Origin of the sequence: Pseudomonas vancouverensis, from assembly GCF_004348895.1 — a bacterium.
Lineage (GTDB): Bacteria > Pseudomonadota > Gammaproteobacteria > Pseudomonadales > Pseudomonadaceae > Aquipseudomonas > Aquipseudomonas vancouverensis.
The window spans coordinates 419,364-439,590 of record NZ_RRZK01000002.1; the positions used below are offsets into that span (position 1 = coordinate 419,364).

The 20,227-nt window shown below is 59.7% G+C and carries 17 protein-coding genes; 7 read left to right on the plus strand and 10 right to left on the minus strand.

Annotated elements, in window-relative coordinates; translation table 11 throughout:
• The first annotated feature begins 10 nt into the window (after positions 1 to 10).
• The 3 genes from EIY72_RS02200 to EIY72_RS02210 all read left to right on the plus strand — a co-directional run bounded on the left by EIY72_RS02200 (position 11) and on the right by EIY72_RS02210 (position 5,446).
• On the plus strand, positions 11 to 1,108 hold the full coding sequence (locus tag EIY72_RS02200) for a DUF1513 domain-containing protein (RefSeq protein WP_093226408.1): 1,098 nt from the start codon (positions 11 to 13) through the stop codon (positions 1,106 to 1,108).
• 137 nt (positions 1,109 to 1,245) lie between these two features.
• Complete coding sequence (locus EIY72_RS02205) at positions 1,246 to 2,394, plus strand: efflux RND transporter periplasmic adaptor subunit (protein WP_093226411.1); 1,149 nt, start codon at positions 1,246 to 1,248, stop codon at positions 2,392 to 2,394.
• A gap of 13 nt (positions 2,395 to 2,407) precedes the next feature.
• A complete protein-coding gene (locus tag EIY72_RS02210; RefSeq protein WP_093226414.1) occupies positions 2,408 to 5,446 on the plus strand; it encodes a multidrug efflux RND transporter permease subunit in 3,039 nt (1,012 codons plus the stop codon).
• 58 nt (positions 5,447 to 5,504) lie between these two features.
• On the opposite strand, the gene EIY72_RS02215 is transcribed toward EIY72_RS02210, so the two are convergent.
• The 5 genes from EIY72_RS02215 to colR form a co-directional block, all read right to left on the minus strand.
• A complete protein-coding gene (locus EIY72_RS02215) occupies positions 5,505 to 5,729 on the minus strand; it encodes a hypothetical protein (protein ID WP_093226417.1) in 225 nt (74 codons plus the stop codon).
• Positions 5,730 to 5,731: 2 nt separating this feature from the next.
• Positions 5,732 to 6,445, minus strand: coding sequence for a lipopolysaccharide kinase InaA family protein (locus EIY72_RS02220; protein ID WP_093226420.1), 714 nt, complete (start codon positions 6,443 to 6,445; stop codon positions 5,732 to 5,734).
• A 4-nt stretch (positions 6,446 to 6,449) separates the two neighbouring features.
• Positions 6,450 to 7,118, minus strand: a complete 669-nt coding sequence (locus EIY72_RS02225) for a class I SAM-dependent methyltransferase (RefSeq protein ID WP_093226422.1) — start codon at positions 7,116 to 7,118, stop codon at positions 6,450 to 6,452.
• Between the two features lie 147 nt (positions 7,119 to 7,265).
• The gene (locus EIY72_RS02230; RefSeq protein WP_093226424.1) at positions 7,266 to 8,546 is read right to left on the minus strand and encodes a sensor histidine kinase; all 1,281 of its coding nucleotides are present in this window, start codon (positions 8,544 to 8,546) and stop codon (positions 7,266 to 7,268) included.
• Positions 8,536 to 9,219 carry a two-component system response regulator ColR gene (gene colR, locus EIY72_RS02235; RefSeq protein WP_093226426.1) on the minus strand — a complete coding sequence of 228 codons (684 nt, stop codon included), beginning with the start codon at positions 9,217 to 9,219 and terminating at the stop codon, positions 8,536 to 8,538. The genes EIY72_RS02230 and colR overlap by 11 nt, the downstream gene beginning before the upstream one ends.
• 202 nt (positions 9,220 to 9,421) lie before the next feature.
• Between colR and EIY72_RS02240 the strand changes: the two genes are divergently transcribed.
• Together EIY72_RS02240 and EIY72_RS02245 are read left to right on the plus strand one after the other, a co-directional pair.
• A complete protein-coding gene (locus EIY72_RS02240; protein WP_093226428.1) occupies positions 9,422 to 11,371 on the plus strand; it encodes an LTA synthase family protein in 1,950 nt (649 codons plus the stop codon).
• 54 nt (positions 11,372 to 11,425) lie between these two features.
• Positions 11,426 to 12,169, plus strand: a complete 744-nt coding sequence (locus EIY72_RS02245; protein ID WP_093226431.1) for a phosphatase PAP2 family protein — start codon at positions 11,426 to 11,428, stop codon at positions 12,167 to 12,169.
• A gap of 181 nt (positions 12,170 to 12,350) precedes the next feature.
• Here EIY72_RS02245 and groL read toward each other — a convergent pair whose 3' ends face one another.
• From groL to EIY72_RS02265, 4 genes are all read right to left on the minus strand, one after another.
• Entirely contained in the window at positions 12,351 to 13,997 is a 1,647-nt protein-coding gene (gene groL, locus EIY72_RS02250) for a chaperonin GroEL (RefSeq protein WP_093226434.1), read from the minus strand.
• A 49-nt stretch (positions 13,998 to 14,046) separates the two neighbouring features.
• A complete protein-coding gene (locus EIY72_RS02255; protein WP_017126247.1) occupies positions 14,047 to 14,340 on the minus strand; it encodes a co-chaperone GroES in 294 nt (97 codons plus the stop codon).
• A gap of 248 nt (positions 14,341 to 14,588) precedes the next feature.
• Positions 14,589 to 15,065, minus strand: a complete 477-nt coding sequence (locus EIY72_RS02260) for an FxsA family protein (protein ID WP_093226437.1) — start codon at positions 15,063 to 15,065, stop codon at positions 14,589 to 14,591.
• A 67-nt stretch (positions 15,066 to 15,132) separates the two neighbouring features.
• Positions 15,133 to 15,864, minus strand: a complete 732-nt coding sequence (locus EIY72_RS02265; protein WP_093226440.1) for a HugZ family pyridoxamine 5'-phosphate oxidase — start codon at positions 15,862 to 15,864, stop codon at positions 15,133 to 15,135.
• A 162-nt stretch (positions 15,865 to 16,026) separates the two neighbouring features.
• Here EIY72_RS02265 and EIY72_RS02270 point away from each other — a divergent pair, with 162 nt between their 5' ends.
• On the plus strand, positions 16,027 to 16,785 hold the full coding sequence (locus EIY72_RS02270) for an SDR family oxidoreductase (protein ID WP_093226443.1): 759 nt from the start codon (positions 16,027 to 16,029) through the stop codon (positions 16,783 to 16,785).
• A 65-nt stretch (positions 16,786 to 16,850) separates the two neighbouring features.
• On the opposite strand, the gene apbC is transcribed toward EIY72_RS02270, so the two are convergent.
• Positions 16,851 to 17,945 carry an iron-sulfur cluster carrier protein ApbC gene (apbC, locus tag EIY72_RS02275; RefSeq protein ID WP_093226446.1) on the minus strand — a complete coding sequence of 365 codons (1,095 nt, stop codon included), beginning with the start codon at positions 17,943 to 17,945 and terminating at the stop codon, positions 16,851 to 16,853.
• 186 nt (positions 17,946 to 18,131) lie between these two features.
• Between apbC and metG the strand changes: the two genes are divergently transcribed.
• Entirely contained in the window at positions 18,132 to 20,183 is a 2,052-nt protein-coding gene (gene metG, locus EIY72_RS02280; RefSeq protein ID WP_093226449.1) for a methionine--tRNA ligase, read from the plus strand.
• The last annotated feature ends 44 nt before the right edge of the window (positions 20,184 to 20,227 follow it).

The window sequence follows — 20,227 nt, forward strand, 5'->3', positions numbered from 1 at the left end:
GGCGAGTTCCATGTTGCGACGTCAGGCTCTGACACTGGGAAGTTTGCTGCTGGGTGCAGTGACGCTGGGCGGCTGGAAGCTGTTCAGGCAAAAGGACCAGGGCCCGTTGCTGCTGTCGGCGCGGGACGATAGCGACGGCCAGCATTACGCCGTCGGTTATCGGCTGGACGGCACCCAGGTGTTCGCCACCCGGGTCAACCAGCGTTGCCACGACATCATCAACCACCCGACGCAGCCGATCGCCTTGTTCGTCGCCCGTCGCCCGGGTACCGAGAGTTACCTGATCGACCTGCGCGAAGGCACGCTCCTGCAAACCGTGGTGTCGCAGCCGAACCGGCATTTCTACGGGCACGCAGTGATTCACAAGGACGGCGACTGGCTGTACGCCACTGAAAACGACACCACCGATCCGGGTCGCGGCCTGCTCGGCGTGTACAAGTTCGAAGGCGCACGGCTGGTGCACAGCGGCGAGATCTCCACCCACGGCATCGGCCCGCATCAGGTGTCGTGGATGCCCGATGGCGAAACCCTGGTGGTGGCCAACGGCGGCATCCGCACCGAGGCGGAAAGCCGGGTCGAGATGAACCTCAACGCCATGGAACCGAGCCTGGTGCTGATGCAGCGCGACGGCACCCTGCTGAGCAAGGAAACCCTCGCCCAGCAGATGAACAGCGTGCGGCACATGGGCATCGCTGGCGACGGCACCATCGTCACCGGCCAGCAATTCATGGGCGCGTCCCACGAATCCTCGGAGCTGTTGGCGATCAAGCGCCCCGGCCAGCCCTTCGTCGCGTTCCCGGTACCGGAACATCAGTTGCAATCGATGGGGCACTACACCGCCAGTGTCGCGGTACACAGCGACCTGCGCCTGGTGGCGTTGACCGCACCCCGGGGCAACCGCTTTTTCATCTGGGACCTGGACAGTGGCGAGGTGCGCCTGGACGCCCCCCTGCCCGACTGCGCCGGCGTCGGCGCTGTCGCCGATGGTTTTGTCGTGACGTCCGGTCAGGGACGCTGCCGTTATTACGATTGCCGCCAGACAAATCTTGTTGCAAAACCACTGGAGCTGCCGGCAGGGCTCTGGGACAACCATCTGCATTTAATCTGAACACAACCCTCTACCCCGTAGGAGCTAGCTCCTACGGGGCTGGCGCTTGCCTGCAAGAAGTGCCAGTTGGAATCCCTCTCCCACTCGCGGTAATGTGCCCTACTGTCTCACCTGATTTTCTCCAAGGAACTGGAAATATGCTGCGTCGCCGCATGCTGATCATGTTGGGTGTTGTGCTGTTGATCGTGTTGATTCTGGGCGCCTACAAGGCGTTCTCCATCTACACGATGATCCAGGGTTTCTCTGCGCCCAAACCGCCCATCAGTGTCGCGGTGGCGACGGCGGCGGAACGTCCCTGGCAAGCGCGCCTGCCTGCGGTCGGGACACTCAAGGCGCTGCAGGGTGTAGACCTGAGCCTGGAGATCGCCGGCACTGTCACCGACGTGCAGTTCGAATCAGGACAGAAGGTCAAGGCCGGGCAACCCATCGTGCAACTCGACAGCGCCGTGGAAACCGCCCTGCTGGAAACCGCACAGGCCGACCTCGGCCTGGCCCAAGTGGACTACACCCGTGGCAGCCAACTGGTGGGCAGCCAGGCTATTTCCAAAGGCGAATTCGATCGACTCTCGGCCGTCCTGAAAAAGAGCAAGGCGACGGTCAATCAGCTCAAGGCATCCCTTGAGAAAAAACGCATCGTAGCGCCGTTCAGCGGCACCATCGGCATTCGCCTGGTGGACGTCGGCGACTACCTGGCCAGCGGCACCAAAATCGCCACCCTGCAAGACCTCAGCAGCCTCTACGTCGACTTCTTCGTGCCCGAACAGTCAGTGCCGAAAATTGCCATTGGCCAGCCCGTACAGGTCAACGTCTCGGCGTACCCGGCGCAGGAATTCCCCGGCACCATCAGCGCGATCAACCCGAAAGTGGAAAACAGCACGCGCAACGTGCAGGTCCGCGCCACCCTGGCCAACCCCGATGGCAAGCTGCTGCCGGGCATGTTCGCCAGTTTGCAGGTGCAACTGCCCGACTCCCAGCCGCGCATTGTCGTGCCGGAAAGCGCCATCACCTACACGCTCTACGGCAATTCGGTGTACGTGGCCGTAGAAAAGAAAGCCGAAGACGGCAGCGTGGAAAAGGACGCCAAGGGTCAACCGGTGCTGATCGCCGAGCGGCGTTTTGTCGAAACCGGCGAGCGTCGCGAGGGCCAGGTGATGATCACCAAAGGCGTGCAGAAAGGCGAAACCGTGGTCACCGCCGGCCAGATCAAACTGGACAACGGCGCGCACATTGCCATCAGCGACGACAAGACCCTAGCCGAGAAGAACAGCCCGCCCAAAGCGGACTGATCAAGGAACCCCCATGGCTTTTACCGATCCGTTCATCCGCCGTCCGGTCCTCGCGACCGTGGTCAGCCTGCTGATTGTCCTGCTGGGTTTCCAGGCCTGGAGCAAGCTGCCGCTGCGTCAGTACCCGCAAATGGAAAACGCCCTGATCACGGTGACCACCGCCTACCCCGGGGCCAACGCCGAGACCATCCAGGGCTACATCACCCAGCCGCTGCAACAAAGCCTGGCCAGCGCCGAAGGCATCGACTACATGACCTCGGTCAGTCGGCAGAACTTTTCAGTCATTTCAATCTACGCGCGGATCGGCTCCAACAGCGACCGCCTGTTCACCGAACTGCTGGCCAAGGCCAACGAAGTCAAGAACCAGCTGCCCCAGGACGCCGAAGACCCTGTGCTGAGCAAGGAAGCGGCCGATGCCTCGGCGCTGATGTACATCAGTTACTACAGCAAGGAACTGACCAACCCGCAGATCACTGATTACCTGTCGCGAGTGATCCAGCCGAAACTGGCGACACTGCCGGGCATGGCCGAGGCCGAGATTCTCGGCAATCAGGTGTTCGCCATGCGCCTGTGGCTGGACCCGGTAAAACTGGCCGGCTTCGGCTTGAGCGCCAGCGACGTGACCAATGCCGTGCGCCAGTACAACTTCCTCTCTGCCGCCGGCGAAGTGAAAGGCGAGTACACGGTCACCAGCATCAACGCCAACACCGAGCTCAAGTCCGCCGAAGCTTTCTCCGCGATACCGCTCAAGGTCAACGGCGACAGCCGCGTGCTGTTGCGCGACGTGGCCCGGGTGGAAATGGGCGCGGAAAACTACGACACCATTAGCTCGTTCGGCGGCACGCCTTCGGTGTACATCGGCATCAAGGCCACGCCCGGCGCCAACCCGCTGGAAGTGATCAAGGAAGTGCGCAAGATCATGCCGGAACTGGATGCCCAGCTGCCGCCGAACCTCAAGGCAGAAATCGCCTACGACGCCACGCTGTTCATCCAGGCCTCGATCGACGAAGTGGTCAAGACCCTGTTCGAAGCGGTGCTGATCGTCATAGTGGTGGTGTTCCTGTTTCTCGGTGCCCTGCGCTCGGTGGTGATCCCGGTGGTGACCATCCCGCTGTCGATGATCGGCGTGATGTTCTTCATGCAGATGATGGGTTACTCGATGAACCTGTTGACCCTGCTGGCGATGGTCTTGGCCATTGGCCTGGTGGTGGACGACGCCATCGTGGTGGTGGAAAACATTCACCGCCACATCGAGGAAGGCAAGACACCGCTGGACGCCGCCATCGAAGGCGCCCGGGAGATCGCCATGCCGGTGGTCTCGATGACCATCACCCTGGCAGCGGTGTATGCGCCCATCGGTTTCCTGACCGGTCTCACCGGGGCGCTGTTCAAGGAGTTCGCCCTGACCCTGGCCGGCGCCGTGGTGATCTCCGGGATCGTCGCCCTGACCCTTTCTCCGATGATGTGTGCCCTTCTGCTGCGCCACGACGAGAATCCGAGTGGCCTGGCCCATCGCCTGGACAGGATTTTCGAAGGCCTCAAGCGCCGCTACCAGAGCCTGCTGCACGGCACCCTCAACACCCGGCCGGTGGTGCTGGTGTTCGCCGTCATCGTGCTGTGCCTGATTCCGGTGTTCCTCAAGTTCACCAAGTCGGAACTGGCACCGGACGAAGACCAGGGCATCATCTTCATGCTGGCCAATGCCCCGCAACCGACCAACCTCGACTACCTGAACACCTACACCGACGAGTTCATCTCGATCTTCAAGGCGTTCCCGGAGTATTACTCGTCGTTCCAGATCAACGGCTTCAATGGTGTGCAATCGGGCATCGGCGGTTTCCTGCTCAAGCCATGGAACGAGCGCAGTCGCAGCCAGATGGCGATCCTGCCCGAGGTTCAGCACAAACTTGCCGGCATTACCGGATTGCAGGTGTTCGGTTTCAACCTGCCGTCCCTGCCCGGTACCGGCGAAGGCTTGCCGTTCCAGTTCGTCATAAACACCGCCAACAACTACGAGTTGCTGCTGCAGGTGATGGACCGGGTGAAAAAACGCGCCATGGAGTCGGGCAAGTTCGCGTTTGTCGACGTTGACCTGGCCTTCGACAAACCGGAAGTGGTGGTGGATATCGACCGCGCCAAGGCTGCGCAGATGGGCGTTTCGATGCAGGATCTGGGGGGCACCTTGGCGACCTTGCTCGGCGAGGCGGAAATCAACCGTTTTACCGTTGATGGTCGCAGCTACAAGGTCATTGCTCAGGTCGAGCGGCCCTTCCGGGAAAACCCGGACTGGCTGAGCAACTATTACGTCAAGAACAACCAGGGCGAACTGCTCGCCCTGTCGACCCTGATTACCGTGACCGATCGCGCACGACCACGGCAATTGAACCAGTTCCAGCAGCTCAACTCCGCCATTCTGTCCGGGGTGCCGCTGGTGAGCATGGGCGAAGCCATCGATGCCGTGCGCCAGATCGCCCGGGAAGAAGCACCAGCCGGTTTTGCCATCGACTTTGCCGGTGCTTCGCGGCAGTACGTTCAGGAAGGCAGTGCGCTGTGGGTGACGTTCGGCCTGGCACTGGCGATCATTTTTTTGGTGCTGTCGGCACAGTTCGAGAGTTTCCGCGACCCCTTGGTGATATTGGTCACCGTTCCCCTGTCGATTTGCGGCGCATTGATTCCGCTGTTCCTCGGCTGGTCGAGCATGAACATCTACACCCAGGTCGGGCTTGTCACCTTGATTGGTCTGATCACCAAGCACGGCATCCTGATCGTCGAATTTGCCAACCAGTTGCGCAAGGACAAAGGCCTGACTGCACGTGAAGCCGTTGAAGAAGCGGCAGCCATTCGTCTGCGCCCGGTATTGATGACCACGGCCGCGATGGTGTTCGGCATGGTGCCGTTGATCATTGCTACCGGTGCCGGTGCGGTCAGTCGATTCGACATCGGCATGGTGATTGCCACCGGCATGTCGATCGGCACCCTGTTCACACTGTTTGTATTGCCCTGCGTGTACACATTGTTGGCCAGACCCGACCGACCTCAGGAGCACCTGTAGGAGCCGCAAACAAAAAGGCCTCGCGAATGCGAGGCCTTTTATCTGAGCATCGATGGCTTCAACTTTGCGGTCTCATGCCTTGGGAAAGCCCGAATACGAACAGCAGTAAATCATGATCGGGCTGTGTGGCCACCGATTGCTTGGCAACCCGTGGCAACGGACAATGTTCTGCGCTCATCGAGCTGATGACCTGAGGGCGAGGTTGCTCCCAGGCTGCCACCGCGAGTGAGGCAACTGCCAAGGCGCCAACCAGAAACAAACCTCGTGCAATTTCGAGTTTCATTGCTATAAACCCTTGATAGCGCTGCCAAACGCCGTCTCATAAAAGTAGACCAGTTTTTTCCAGTCAGTGTCGTTGAACGACGAGTGGCGGCGCAATTGCTTCATGTCATGGGAGGCGGCTTGATGAGCCGTCATGCGTTGCCGGCACTTCTCCAGATCAATCAGCGCCACCTCGACTTTCGCCCCATCGCCATCGCCGGTGACGCGAACAAAAACGTGTTTGATGTAGATACAGCTGTGCTGCCAACGGCCCTTGTGCATGCGCGCCAGGTTGTCGGCCAGATCTTTGAGAACCCGATCATGCACCGCCTCGCCATGACGTTCGCGACCGCCACCGGCGTACCAGTGTTCGATTTCCTCGAAGCCGTCCAGGGATTTGGTCACGAGCAAGGCGCGCCATTTATGCACAGGATCGCGCTGGGCACCGCAGAAAACGATTTCCGGTACACGCACGCCGAGTTTGCTAACACCGGTGAGCGCATCACGCTCGCGCAAAACAGTGGGACGTCCGAACGGGTGCAGCCAGCTGCGGTAGATGTGCCCGGTCTGACGTTTCGCGTACAGCAACTGTCCATCGCTGCCCATCACGCGCTGCACACCACTTTCCCCGCCGCGACGGACGTTAGGCTCCTCGACCCACTCACCACGTTGATTCCAGAAGTAATCGAAGCGGTCCTGAGAGGAGACTTCCGTTTCTGTCGCGTACTGTACTGCCATCCTGTTACCTCTTGCGTAATACGTAAACTCGCCACATGGCATAGAGCGGAATAAAGTCCAATTGTTCCTGAATACGGAACCCCGCCTGCTCAAATTCCTTTTCTACCGTAGCAGCTGGTAACACAAAACGGTTTTGGTAACCTTCCTGCCCACGGGTTTTCTCCGCGCGCTTGCGTTTCCAGGCCTTGAAATTGCCATCTACCCACAGCGAAACGATCACGCTATCACGAGTGACCCGCTCAAACTCGCGCAAAATCGTCAGTCGATGCTCGGCTTCACCGATGTGGTGGAGCAAACGCATGCAGAAAATGCAGTCGACAGCGTTGTCGGGCAAAGCAATGTCGAAGGCAGATGTGTGCAAGGGTCGTACCCGTTTCACCACATCGGCAGGTTGTGCCTGCATGGCGACCTTCAGCATGGACTCCGAATTATCGGCGCCGATGATCACGCGATTGGGCTTTTCCGCCAACAACGGCCAGAAACGCCCGGCACCGCTGGGCAGATCAAGTACCAGGCCCGGCTCCCCTACCGCCGACAGTGCCTTGCGTGCCAGTTGCTCATCACGCCAGTGGGACAGGCGCCGACCAAGGCCTTCCTTATGCTTGCGCAGGTAGCGCTGAGCATGTTGATCATCATACTTTTCGGAAAAATCCAGCTTGATCGGGCCTTCCATTATCGAGGTCTCCTGAACGTCAGATGGCTACTACCATAGGCAGCGCCTTGTCAGCTACAGGTCATGCGATTGTGAAAATAATGTTGAGCAAAGGCCCTAATCAATACAGGATTTTACAAAGATTCACTCCGCGTTGAAAACAAAGGATCAACGTTTTGCTTCGGTCAAGTCCACCTGAAACCTGCAACCTTGCGGCTCCATCGTGGTCAGGCTGACACTCCAGCCCTGGTTCTCGCAAATCCGTTGCACCAATGACAACCCCAGTCCCAGGCCTTCTCCACGCTTCTCGCTACCGCGCACGAAAGGCTCGAACATCGCCTCACGTTTTTCCTCGGGAATGCCCACGCCGCTGTCTTCGACCACAAACCCTGAATCGTTCAGGGTTAAACGGATAAACCCGCGTTCTGTGTAATGCAGCGCGTTACGCAGCAGATTACCCATCACGGCGTGCAGAAGCGTTGCGTTGTAGCGAGTAGGGAGTGGCTGACCCGGCTCGAAAATCAGCTGCAGGCGTTTTTCTTCAATGGGCTCGCGCCACAAACCGAGCAAACCATCAGCCACTTCACTCAATGTCTGTTGTGGCGACATGCTGGCGTCTTCACGCTGGGCACGGGCCAGCATCAGGAAGGTTTGCACCAGCTCGCGCATTTCCGTGCAGGCTCGCGCAATCCGCTCGACCTGAGAACGGCTGCGCTGATCGAGCGCCGGATTTTCCAACAGCAGCTCACAAGAACTGGCCAGGATCATCAAGGGTGTGCGCAGTTCGTGGCTGACATCACTGGTAAATAGCCGCTCGCGAGTCAGGGCCTGACGCAGGCGTCCGAGTGTCGCGTCAAAAGCCACGGCCAACTCACCCACTTCATCGGCGGCGTAATCCGGCGCAAGAGGAGGCGCCAAGCCCAACAGTTGATCGCGATGACGCACCTGACGGGCCAATCGGACCACAGGCGCCATGACCTTGCGCGCCAGCAGCCAGCCAAGAAACACAGCCAGGGCCACACTCAAGACGAAACCGACCAGCACCACGGCAAACAACACCCGCTCACGCTCTTCGAAATCACTCTGGTCCTGCAACAGCACGTAACGACGTCCGTCGACGATTTCGACGATGGCGTGATACGACAGGTGCTCGCGGAACACTTCATGAAATCCGGGCTCGAGGTGCCGCAGGTCCTTGGGCAGCTCGAAATCGCCTTGGCCGCCGCTGAAATAGAACAATTGATCCGGCTCGGGACGGTGGCTCCAGTCAGTGATGTTGTCCATCAGCAACAGGCGTTGCAGATCGCCGCCCAACCCCGCCGAAATCAGCTTCTCTTCCACCAGATGCACGGTGGCCACGATGCCCATGGCAAAGGCCCCCGCCACCAGCGCGCACATCAACGCAAAGGCAATGATGATCCGCTGCGAAAGACTCTGCTTAAACTCCATCACGGCCCTCGGCCAGGCGATAGCCTACACCGTGTACGGTTTGCAGCAGCGGCGTGGCGAACGGTTTGTCGATCACCTGGCGCAGTTGATGGACATGGCTGCGCAGGCTGTCGCTGTCCGGGCAGTCGTCGCCCCACAGTGCCTCTTCGAGGATTTCGCGGCGCAGCACATGGGGGCTTTTCTGCATCAGAACCGCCAGCAACTTCAGGCCGACCGGGTTGAGCTTGAGCAGTTTGCCTGCGCGGGTAACTTCCAGCGTATCGAGGTCGTAACTCAGGTCACCGACTTGCAGGGTACGGCGTCCGCCGCCCTGGGTACGGCGCATGACCGCCTCGATGCGCGCCGCCAGTTCCGACAGGGCGAACGGTTTGATCAGGTAGTCATCGGCACCGGACTTGAACCCTTGCAGACGGTCGTCCAGTTGATCGCGGGCAGTGAGCATGATTACTGGTGTGTCGCGACGGGCGTCTTCGCGCAGGCGTTTACACAGCGTGTAACCGTCAATGCCGGGCAACATGATGTCGAGCACGATCAGGTCGTAGTGCTCGGTGGCCGCCAGGTGCAGGCCAGACAGTCCGTCCTGCGCGCAATCCACGGTGTAGCCTTTGAGCCCCAGGTAATCGGCCAGGTTGGCGAGGATATCGCGGTTGTCTTCAACCAATAGAATTCGCATGGGGGTTTCTCCGTACACAGTAACAGCCGTCATGGCTCGCGCAGCTTAAGGCCAAGTCTGGCTCAGGGCTAGGGAAAGCGCTGAGTGGAATAAATTCGCTCAATCAAAACACTGGATTGACAAGTTTTTCACTCTTGATTCACAACCTGTCTACAGTGGCAGGTCGAAACTGTCATACGAATGAAATAAGGATAAGTAGACAATGGACTCTTTAAAGACAGCGCCCATGCGCTTTCTGCTGCTTGTAACCGGCGCCTGGCTGGTTATCTTCCTCCTGACCCGAACTGTTCTGCTCCTCACTCACCTGGATGAAGCCGATAGCGGGTTCCTCTCGGTGTTCGGCATCGGCCTGCTTTACGACCTGGGTTTCCTTGCCTACGCAGCCTTGCCGATGGGTCTCTACCTGTTGCTCTGCCCTCCGGCCCTGTGGCGCCGTCGCGGCCATCGCTGGTTCCTGCAGGGCCTGCTGACGGTCAGCCTGTTCGCCATGCTGTTCACCTCGGTGGCGGAATGGCTGTTCTGGGATGAATTCGGCGTACGCTTCAACTTCATCGCGGTCGACTACCTGGTGTATTCCGATGAAGTGCTGAACAACCTGCTTGAGTCGTATCCGATCGGTACCTTGTTGAGCATTCTTGCCGTCGTGGCCGTGGTCCTGAGTTTTGCCCTGCGCAAAGCGTTCAATGCCGCGCTGGATGCACCGTTACCAGCGCTGCGCGGACGCCTGCTGAATGCGTTGGGTCTGCTGGTGGTGGCTGGCCTGAGCCTGCAACTGCTCAGCCAGGATGCACCGCGTGCCCAGGGCGGCAATGCCTATCAGAACGAATTGGCGAGCAATGGCCCGTATCAATTCTTCGCCGCCTTCCGCAACAACGAACTGGATTACCCACAGTTCTACCAAACCCTGCCGTCGGCCGTAGTAGCCCAGCAGATCCGCACGGAACTGGCCGAGCCCAACGCGCACTTCATCGGCCAGGACCCGCAGGACATTCGCCGCAAGATCGACAACCCGGGCACCCTGCGCAAGCCCAACATCGTGCTGGTGACCATCGAAAGCTTCAGCGCCAAGTACATGGGCAGCAACGGCGATGATCGAAACCTGACACCCAATCTGGATGCCCTGCGCAAACAGAGTCTGTACTTCAACAATTTCTACGCCACCGGCACCCGCACCGACCGTGGCCTGGAAGCCATCACCCTGGCGATCCCGCCAACACCGGGGCGCTCCATCGTCAAGCGCGTGGGCCGCGAAAGCGGCTTTGCCAGCCTCGGCCAGCAACTCAATGCCGTCGGCTACGACAGCGTGTTCGTCTACGGCGGTCGCGGTTATTTCGACAACATGAACGCGTTCTTCGGCGGCAACGGTTACCGGGTGGTCGACCAGAGCAGCGTCGATGAGGCCGAGATTCACTTCAAGAACGCCTGGGGCATGGCCGACGAGGACCTGTATAAACAGACCCTGAAACTGGCCGACGCCGACTACGCCAGGCAGCAGCCCTTCCTGCTGCAATTGATGACGACCTCCAACCATCGTCCGTACACCTACCCGGACAATCGGATCGACATCAAATCCGGTAACGGTCGCGATGGCGCGGTGAAATACACCGACTATGCCATCGGCCAGTTCCTCGAGCAGGCGCGGCAAAAGCCGTGGTTCGACAACACGATCTTCGTATTCGTCGCTGACCACACCGCGGGCAGCGCCGGCAAGGAAGACCTGCCGATCAAGAACTACCAGATCCCGCTGTTCATTTATGCACCGAAACTGATCGAAGCCCGGGAAACCGCACAGCTGGCCAGTCAGATCGACCTCGCACCGACCTTGCTGGGCCTGCTCAACCTGGATTACGAGTCGACCTTCTTCGGGCGTAATCTTTTGCAAGACAACCCCTTGCCGCCGCGCGTGGTGGTAGGCAACTATCAGCACCTGGGGTTATTCGACGGTAAGGACCTGGCCATTCTGAGCCCGCGTCAGGGCCTGCGCCGCCACGATGAAGCACTGACCGACAGTCGTGAATCCCGCGCAACGGCCAATGATCCGTTAATATCCCGCGCCATCACCTATTACCAAACCGCCAGTTATGGCTTCAAGCAGCAGCTGCTTGGCTGGAAAGCGCCCAAGGAAGGCATCAGCCAAATCAGCGAACGATAACCGGATAGCCCCGGGCTGATGCCCCGGGGCTTTTTCCTTTGCTCTGGAACCACCATGTCATCCTCCGTTGTCCGCCCTGCCTCGCGCCCATTGAATTTCTGGGTGTGCCTGGGCATTCCTGCCGTTGTGGCAATCATTCTGGTGTTGCTCGAACTGACCTCGCTGGACATGTACCTGGCCAATCTGTTTTACGACCCGGCCGCCGGCGGCTTCGTCGGCCGGCACAGTTACTTCCTGGAAAACATCCTCCACGAACGGGCCAAGCAAGTGGTCATCGCGTTTTCGGTGTTTGCCGTGCTGGGTTACATCGCCTCGTTTTTCGTCGCCAAACTCAAACCCTACAAGCGTGAACTGGGCTGCCTGGTGCTATCCCTGGGTCTGGCGACCTCTTTCGTCACGCCGATGAAAGCCGTTACCGCGGTGCAATGTCCGTGGAGCCTCGAGCAGTTTGGCGGTCACGAAACCTACAGCGAACTATTGAGCCATCGCCCTCACACCGACAAGCCTGGCCGTTGCTGGCCGGGTGGTCACGCCGCCACCGGTTTCACCTTGTTCGCGCTGTTTTTTGTACTGCGCGATCGCCGCCCACGTATGGCACGCGCGGCGTTCGTCTTCGCCTTTGCGCTGGGCTCGGTGTTCTCTGTCGGCCGGATGATGCAGGGCGCGCATTTCTTCTCGCACAACGTGTGGACGGCGGTCTTCTGCTGGCTGATCTGCCTGGGGTCGTATTACTACATTCTTTATCGGCCTTCGAGGAAGGCCAATCAGATGGGTAACGCTACGCCCGTCAACGCCTGAAATACTGCTCCAATGTGAAAGCAAAACTGCTCGCGAAACGCGCCGAACCCTCAGCGATGATGTTGACTGAGATATCGCCATCGCGAGCAAGCTCGCTCCCACAAAGTCCGATTTGACCGGGCAATAAAAAACCCCGCCTGCTTGCGCAGACGGGGTTTTTGCTTACCGGGGTAAGGCTGGCTTACATCATGCCGCCCATGCCACCCATGCCGCCCATGTCTGGCATACCGCCGCCAGCTGCACCTTCTTTCTTCGGTGCATCAGCAACAGCGGCTTCGGTGGTCAGGATCAGACCGCCGATCGAGGCTGCAGCTTGCAGAGCCGAACGGGTTACCTTGGTTGGGTCCAGGATACCCATTTCGATCATGTCGCCGTATTCGCCAGTCGCAGCGTTGTAGCCGAAGCTGCCTTCGCCGTTCTTGACCTTGTCGACCACTACGCTTGGCTCGTCGCCGGAGTTGGCAACGATCTGACGCAGCGGCGCTTCAACAGCGCGACGCAGTACAGCGATACCCACGTTCTGATCAGCGTTGTCGCCTTTCAGCTCGGTCAGTGCTTCCAGAGCACGGATCAGGGCCACGCCACCGCCAGGTACCACGCCTTCTTCAACGGCTGCACGGGTCGCGTGCAGGGCGTCTTCAACGCGGGCTTTCTTCTCTTTCATTTCAACTTCGGAGCCAGCGCCAACCTTGATCACTGCAACGCCGCCGGACAGCTTGGCCAGACGCTCTTGCAGTTTTTCACGGTCGTAGTCCGAGGAAGTTTCGGCAACCTGGGCACGGATCTGGTTGATGCGTGCTTCGATGTCGCCTTGAACGCCAGCACCGTCAACGATGATGGTGTTTTCCTTGGACAGGGTGACGCGCTTGGCGTTGCCCAGGTGCTCCAGGGTGGTGCTTTCCAGGCTCAGGCCGATCTCTTCGGAGATAACGGTACCGCCGGTCAGAACGGCGATGTCCTGCAGCATGGCCTTGCGACGGTCGCCGAAGCCTGGAGCCTTGACGGCTGCAACCTTGACGATGCCACGCATGTTGTTCACAACCAGAGTCGCCAGGGCTTCGCCTTCAACGTCTTCGGCCACGATCAGCAGTGGGCGGCCGGCTTTGGCTACAGCTTCCAGCACAGGCAGCATTTCGCGGATGTTCGAGATCTTCTTGTCGACCAGCAGGATCAACGGGCCGTCCAGCTCAGCGACCATGGTCTCTGGCTTGTTGACGAAGTACGGGGACAGGTAGCCACGGTCGAACTGCATGCCTTCAACAACCGACAGTTCGTTTTCCAGGCCCGAGCCTTCTTCAACGGTGATCACGCCTTCTTTACCGACTTTTTCCATGGCTTCGGCAATGATGTCGCCGATGGAGTTGTCGGAGTTGGCGGAGATGGTACCTACCTGAGCGATGGCCTTGGTGTCGGCGCATGGCTTGGACAGGGCTTTCAGTTCCTTGACGATCGCGATGGTCGCTTTGTCGATACCGCGCTTCAGGTCCATCGGGTTCATGCCGGCAGCGACGGCTTTCAGGCCTTCGTTGACGATCGACTGAGCCAGAACGGTAGCGGTGGTGGTGCCGTCGCCTGCGTCATCGTTGGCACGGGAGGCAACGTCTTTGACCAGCTGCGCGCCCATGTTTTCGAAACGGTCTTCCAGTTCGATTTCTTTGGCTACGGAAACGCCGTCCTTGGTGATGGTCGGAGCGCCGAAGCTCTTCTCGATGATCACGTTACGGCCTTTCGGGCCGAGGGTCGCTTTTACTGCGTCAGCCAGGACGTTGACACCGGTGAGCATTTTCTTGCGGGCGGAATCGCCGAATTTAACTTCTTTAGCAGCCATGATCGATATTCCTTAAATACTTTGAAGTAGCGGGAAAATGAGCGGGTAATCAGCCTTCGATAACAGCGAGAATCTCGTTCTCAGCCATTACCAGCAGGTCTTCGCCGTCGACTTTCACAGTGTTGCTGCCGGAGTAAGGACCGAACACAACCTTGTCGCCCACCTTGACGGCCAGTGCACGCACTTCACCGTTGTCCAGCACACGGCCGGTGCCGACTGCCAGAACTTCACCGTGGTTGGCTTTTTCAGCAGCCGAACCTGGCAGGACGATACCGCCAGCGGTTTTCTTTTCTTCTTCGCTGCGACGGATGACGACGCGGTCATGCAGAGGACGAAGCTTCATTGTCGATCTCTCCTAATTGTGGTTTTCATCGGCCGGTGTAGTCCCGGCGGGTTTAACAAAGTCCGGCGGAGCCGGGTGCGGCTCGACAAGCGAGACGCGGAAGTCTGTCTGGTGTGATCACCAGAAACCTTGCGGTGACCGTTACATAAGGGCGCATAAGCTTATTACAAGGGCGGCTGACGAAAAATTTTCAGCGCGAGGGTCCACAAACGAACACGGCACCCGAAGGTGCCGTGTGCGCAATGGTTTTACTTGGTATCGCGATGTTCGAATTCGCCTTCGATCACGGTCGGTTCACGCCCCAGCGGCTCGCGAGGTGCGGGACCGCCACGGGGTTGCAGGTCATCGGCGAACGCGCGCTGACGCATGGCCTGCTCTTCGGCACGCTGGCGCATTTTATTGGCCAGCAGACGACGACTGAACGGCAGCAACATGCACACACCGATCACGTCGCTGATGAAACCAGGCAGGATCAACAGACCGCCAGCCAGTGCCAGCATCAGACCTTCGAGCATGGTCTGCGCAGGCAGTTCGCCACGATTCAGGCTTTCACGGGCACGCAGCGCCGTGGCCAGGCCAGCGACACGCAACACGAACACCCCGAGCATCGAGCCGAGAATGATCAGCAGCAGGGCCGGGAAAAACCCGATAGCCCCTGCTACTTTGACGAATACGAACAGCTCCAACACCGGGAACAGCAGAAAGAGCAACAGAAAAGGGCGCATCAAATGGTTCCTCAACGCAAGAATAGCCTTGCCAGTTCACATTAGATGACGTCGCCGTTTCGTGAATTCAAGCGTCGGCCACCTCATTTTTCGGCCAATGGTCGGCGTGAGCCAGAGAAACCAAGGCTTCGCGGACTTGTGTCGGGGTATTACAAGGCGTCGGGAACGGCAGCCAGTGCAGGCCCTGACCGATGCGCAAGTGCATGCCTTCAGTGTCGATACCGGCCAGTTGCGCCGGAGCGGTTTTCGGCAAGCCGGTGAGTTCGACGTAATGGGCAATGGCCTTGGCGTGATCGGCGTTCATGTGTTCGACCATGCTCACCTCGGCCTTGCCGGCAAACGGGTTGGCCAGGGTCAGTTCATTGACCCAGTGAATCGCGCCGAAACCGCCGATGTAACGATGGCGCACAGGCTTGAGCACCCAGAAGTCGAAATCGTGGGCCTTGTGGTAATTCTGCGAATCCGGGAAATAGCGATAGTAGCGCTCGGCAGCCGCTTCAATGGCGGCTTCGTCCTCGATCTGTTGCGCCTCGGCCAGGTAGGTCAGGCGCCCCACCGCTTGTGCGTCTTCGGCACCGCGCTCGCCGACGAAGAGCGAGCACTTGGGGTCTTTTTGCAGGTTATGGGTGTGCTGGGCAATGCGGCTGATCAGGATCAGCGGCCGGCCCAGCGCATCCAGGCAATAAGGCACCACGGAGCCGAACGGGTAACCCGGCATCGATTTGGAGTGCGTGGAAAGCACGCCACGGTATTCCTTGAGGAGCAGTTCTCGTGCATGCTTGGCCGTGTTTACGCTCAATTTATGACTCCTTAAATAGAATCCGTCAGAAAAACGGACGGCCTGCTGGTGAAAGTTCCAGCGCGCCATCGGGGAAATTCTCATGTGCAACCGGCCACGTCAGGTGCAGATCGAGAGGCTCTCTGCAAGGAAACCACTCAGACCTGCTACCGGGGCATGCGAATGCAACTCACTGACAAAGTAATCATTATCACTGGCGGTTGCCAGGGTTTAGGCCGCTCCATGGCCGAGTATTTCGCCGGCAAAGGCGCGAAGCTCGCTCTGATTGATCTCAATCAGGAAAAGCTCGACGCCGCCGTCGCGGCCTGCAAGGCACAAGGCGTCGAAGCCCGCGCCTACCTGTGCAACGTCGCCAACGAAGAGCAGGTCACCCATATGGTCGCCCAGGTCGCTGAAGACTTCGGCGCGATCCATGGTCTGATCAACAACGCCGGTATCCTGCGCGACGGCCTTCTGCTCAAGGTCAAGGACGGCGAAATGACCAAGATGAGCCTGGCGCAGTGGCAGGCAGTGATCGACGTCAACCTGACCGGCGTGTTCCTGTGCACCCGTGAAGTGGCGGCGAAAATGGTCGAGCTGAAAAACAGCGGCGCGATCATCAATATCTCGTCGATTTCTCGCGCGGGCAACGTCGGTCAGACCAACTACTCCGCGGCCAAAGCCGGTGTTGCAGCCGCGACCGTGACCTGGGCCAAGGAACTGGCGCGCTACGGCATTCGTGTCGCCGGCATTGCACCGGGCTTCATCGAAACCGAAATGACCTTGGGCATGAAGCCTGAAGCGCTGGAGAAAATGACCTCGGGCATTCCACTCAAGCGCATGGGCAAGCCGGAAGAGATCGCACATTCGGCGGCTTACATCTTCGAGAACGACTACTACACCGGTCGGATTCTGGAAATGGATGGCGGGTTGCGGATCTAACGCTCGGCACAAAACACTGTGGGAACGAGCTCGCTCCCACAGGTTTCAGCGTCAGCTGATGGACATCAATCGTCGCTGATGCTGATGTTCGGCATCGCCGGCGTCAGCGCTTCCTGCAACACGATCCGCGCACCGACGTGGCGCGCCAGTTCCTGGTAAACCATCGCGACCGGGCTGTCGGGCTCGGCGATCACCGTTGGCTTGCCGCCATCGGCCTGCTCGCGGATTGCCATCGACAACGGCAGCGAAGCCAGCAGCTCGACGCCGTACTGGCTGGCCAGTTTCACGCCGCCACCCTCACCGAACAGATGCTCCGCATGCCCGCAATTGGAGCAGATGTGCACGGCCATGTTTTCCACCACACCCAGCACCGGAATGTTGACCTTGCGGAACATCTCGACGCCCTTGCGCGCATCCAGCAACGCCAGGTCCTGCGGGGTAGTGACTATCACCGCACCGGCCACCGGCACTTTCTGCGCCAGGGTCAGTTGAATGTCACCGGTGCCAGGCGGCATGTCGATGACCAGATAGTCCAGGTCGCCCCACGCCGTTTGCGTGACCAGTTGCAGCAAGGCGCCGGAGACCATCGGGCCACGCCAGACCATCGGCGTGTTGTCGTCGGTCAGAAAGGCCATCGACATCACTTCGACGCCATGGGACTTGAGCGGCACGAACCATTTCTGGTCCTTGACCTCGGGGCGGGTGCGTTCGGGAATGCCGAACATGATGCCCTGGCTCGGACCGTAGATGTCCGCATCGAGAATCCCGACCTTGGCACCTTCACGGGCCAGCGCCAGCGCCAGGTTCGCAGCCGTGGTCGACTTGCCCACACCGCCCTTGCCGGAGGCCACGGCTACCACGTTTTTCACGTTGGCCAGTCCCGGAACCTGGGCCTGCGCCTTGTGCGCGGCGATCAGGCAATTGATCTCGACACGGGCAGCGGTCACGCCATCCAGGCCTTCGATGGCCATTTGCAACATCTGCGACCAGCCACTCTTGAACAGGCCGGCAGCGTAACCCAGCTCCAGCTGGACGCTGACGTTGCCGCCCTGGATGTCGATGTTGCGCACGCACCCGGCGCTGACCGGGTCCTGGTTCAGATAAGGGTCGGTGTATTGGCGAAGGACGGCTTCCACCGCTGCGCGATTGACGGCGCTCATGGGCAACTCCGAAAACAGGACTTTGAAGAGATGGTGAGTATCGTACCTGTTCTGATCAGCGGACGGGGTGCCGAAAACACCTCAAACCTGCAGGTCGCTCATCCGCTGAAACAGGCACACGGGGTGAAAAATATGCGCCGGCGCTTTATAGTGGCCGACCTCCGTCTCATCAAGTAGCCGAGCCCCATGTCCGAGCCACGCAAGATCCTCGTCACCAGCGCCCTGCCCTATGCCAATGGTTCGATTCACCTCGGCCATATGCTGGAGTACATCCAGACCGATATGTGGGTGCGCTTCCAGAAGCACCGCGGCAACCAATGCATCTATGTCTGCGCCGACGACGCCCACGGTTCGGCCATCATGCTGCGCGCGGAAAAGGAAGGCATCACCCCGGAACAACTGATCGCCAACGTCCAGGCTGAACACAGCGCCGACTTTGCCGACTTCCTGGTCGATTTCGACAACTTCCACTCCACTCACGCCGAAGAAAACCGTGAGCTGTCGAGCCAGATCTACCTGAAGCTGCGTGACGCCGGGCACATCGCCACGCGTTCGATCACCCAGTATTTCGACCCGGAAAAGAAAATGTTCCTGGCCGACCGCTTCATCAAGGGCACCTGCCCGAAATGCGGCACCGAAGACCAGTACGGCGACAACTGCGAAAAATGCGGCGCGACCTATGCACCGACCGACCTGAAAGACCCGAAATCGGCGATTTCCGGCGCAACGCCCGTGCTCAAGGACTCCCAGCACTTCTTCTTCAAGCTGCCAGACTTCCAGCAGATGCTGCAGACCTGGACCCGCAGCGGCACCCTGCAGGACGCGGTGGCCAACAAGATCGCCGAGTGGCTGGATGCCGGCCTGCAACAGTGGGACATCTCCCGCGATGCGCCGTACTTCGGTTTCGAGATCCCGGGCGAGCCAGGCAAGTACTTCTATGTGTGGCTGGACGCGCCGATCGGCTACATGGCCAGCTTCAAGAACCTGTGCAACCGCACGCCGGAACTGGACTTCGACGCGTTCTGGGGCAAGGACTCCACCGCCGAGCTGTACCACTTCATCGGCAAGGACATCGTCAATTTCCATGCGCTGTTCTGGCCAGCAATGCTCGAAGGCGCGGGCTACCGCAAGCCGACCGGGATCAACGTGCACGGCTACCTGACCGTCAACGGTCAGAAAATGTCCAAGTCCCGCGGCACCTTCATCAAGGCCCGTACTTACCTGGATCACCTGTCGCCGGAATACCTGCGCTACTACTACGCGTCCAAACTGGGCCGTGGCGTCGACGACCTCGACCTGAACCTCGAAGACTTCGTGCAGAAGGTCAACTCCGACCTGGTCGGCAAGGTCGTCAACATCGCCAGCCGTTGTGCCGGCTTCATCCACAAAGGCAATGCCGGCGTGATGGTCGACACCAACGCCGCGCCTGAACTGACTGAAGCTTTCCTCGCCGCTGCACCAGGCATTGCCGACGCCTATGAAGCCCGCGACTTCGCCCGCGCCATGCGCGAGATCATGGGCCTGGCCGACCGCGCCAACGCCTGGATCGCCGACAAGGCACCGTGGTCGTTGAACAAACAGGAAGGCAAGCAGGATGAAGTCCAGGCCATCTGCGCCACCGGCGTCAACCTGTTCCGCCAGCTGGTGATCTTCCTCAAGCCGGTCCTGCCGTTGCTGGCCGCCGATGCCGAGGCCTTCCTGAACGTCGCGCCGCTGACCTGGAACGACCACAGGACGCTGCTGGCCAACCATCAGCTGAACGAGTTCAAGGCCCTGATGACGCGCATCGACCCAGTCAAGGTGCAAGCCATGACCGACGCCTCGAAAGAGGACCTGACCGCCAGCCAGACCGACACCGGCGAAAGCGCACCTGCCGGCAACGGCGAACTGGCCAAGGACCCGCTGTCCCCGGAAATCGAGTTCGACACCTTTGCCGCCGTCGACCTGCGCGTGGCCCTGATCGTCAAGGCCGAACACGTCGAAGGTGCAGACAAGCTGCTGCGCCTGACCCTGGACATCGGTGACGAGACGCGCAACGTGTTCTCCGGGATCAAGAGCGCCTACCCGGACCCGTCCAAGCTCGATGGCCGCCTGACCATGATGATTGCCAACCTCAAGCCACGGAAAATGAAGTTCGGCATCTCCGAAGGCATGGTGATGGCCGCCGGTCCTGGCGGTGAAGAGATCTACCTGCTCAGCCCTGACAGCGGCGCCAAGCCGGGTCAACGGATCAAGTAAGGTCCGCGGCAAATCAATCCCACAGTCGGGCCTGGCGCGACTGT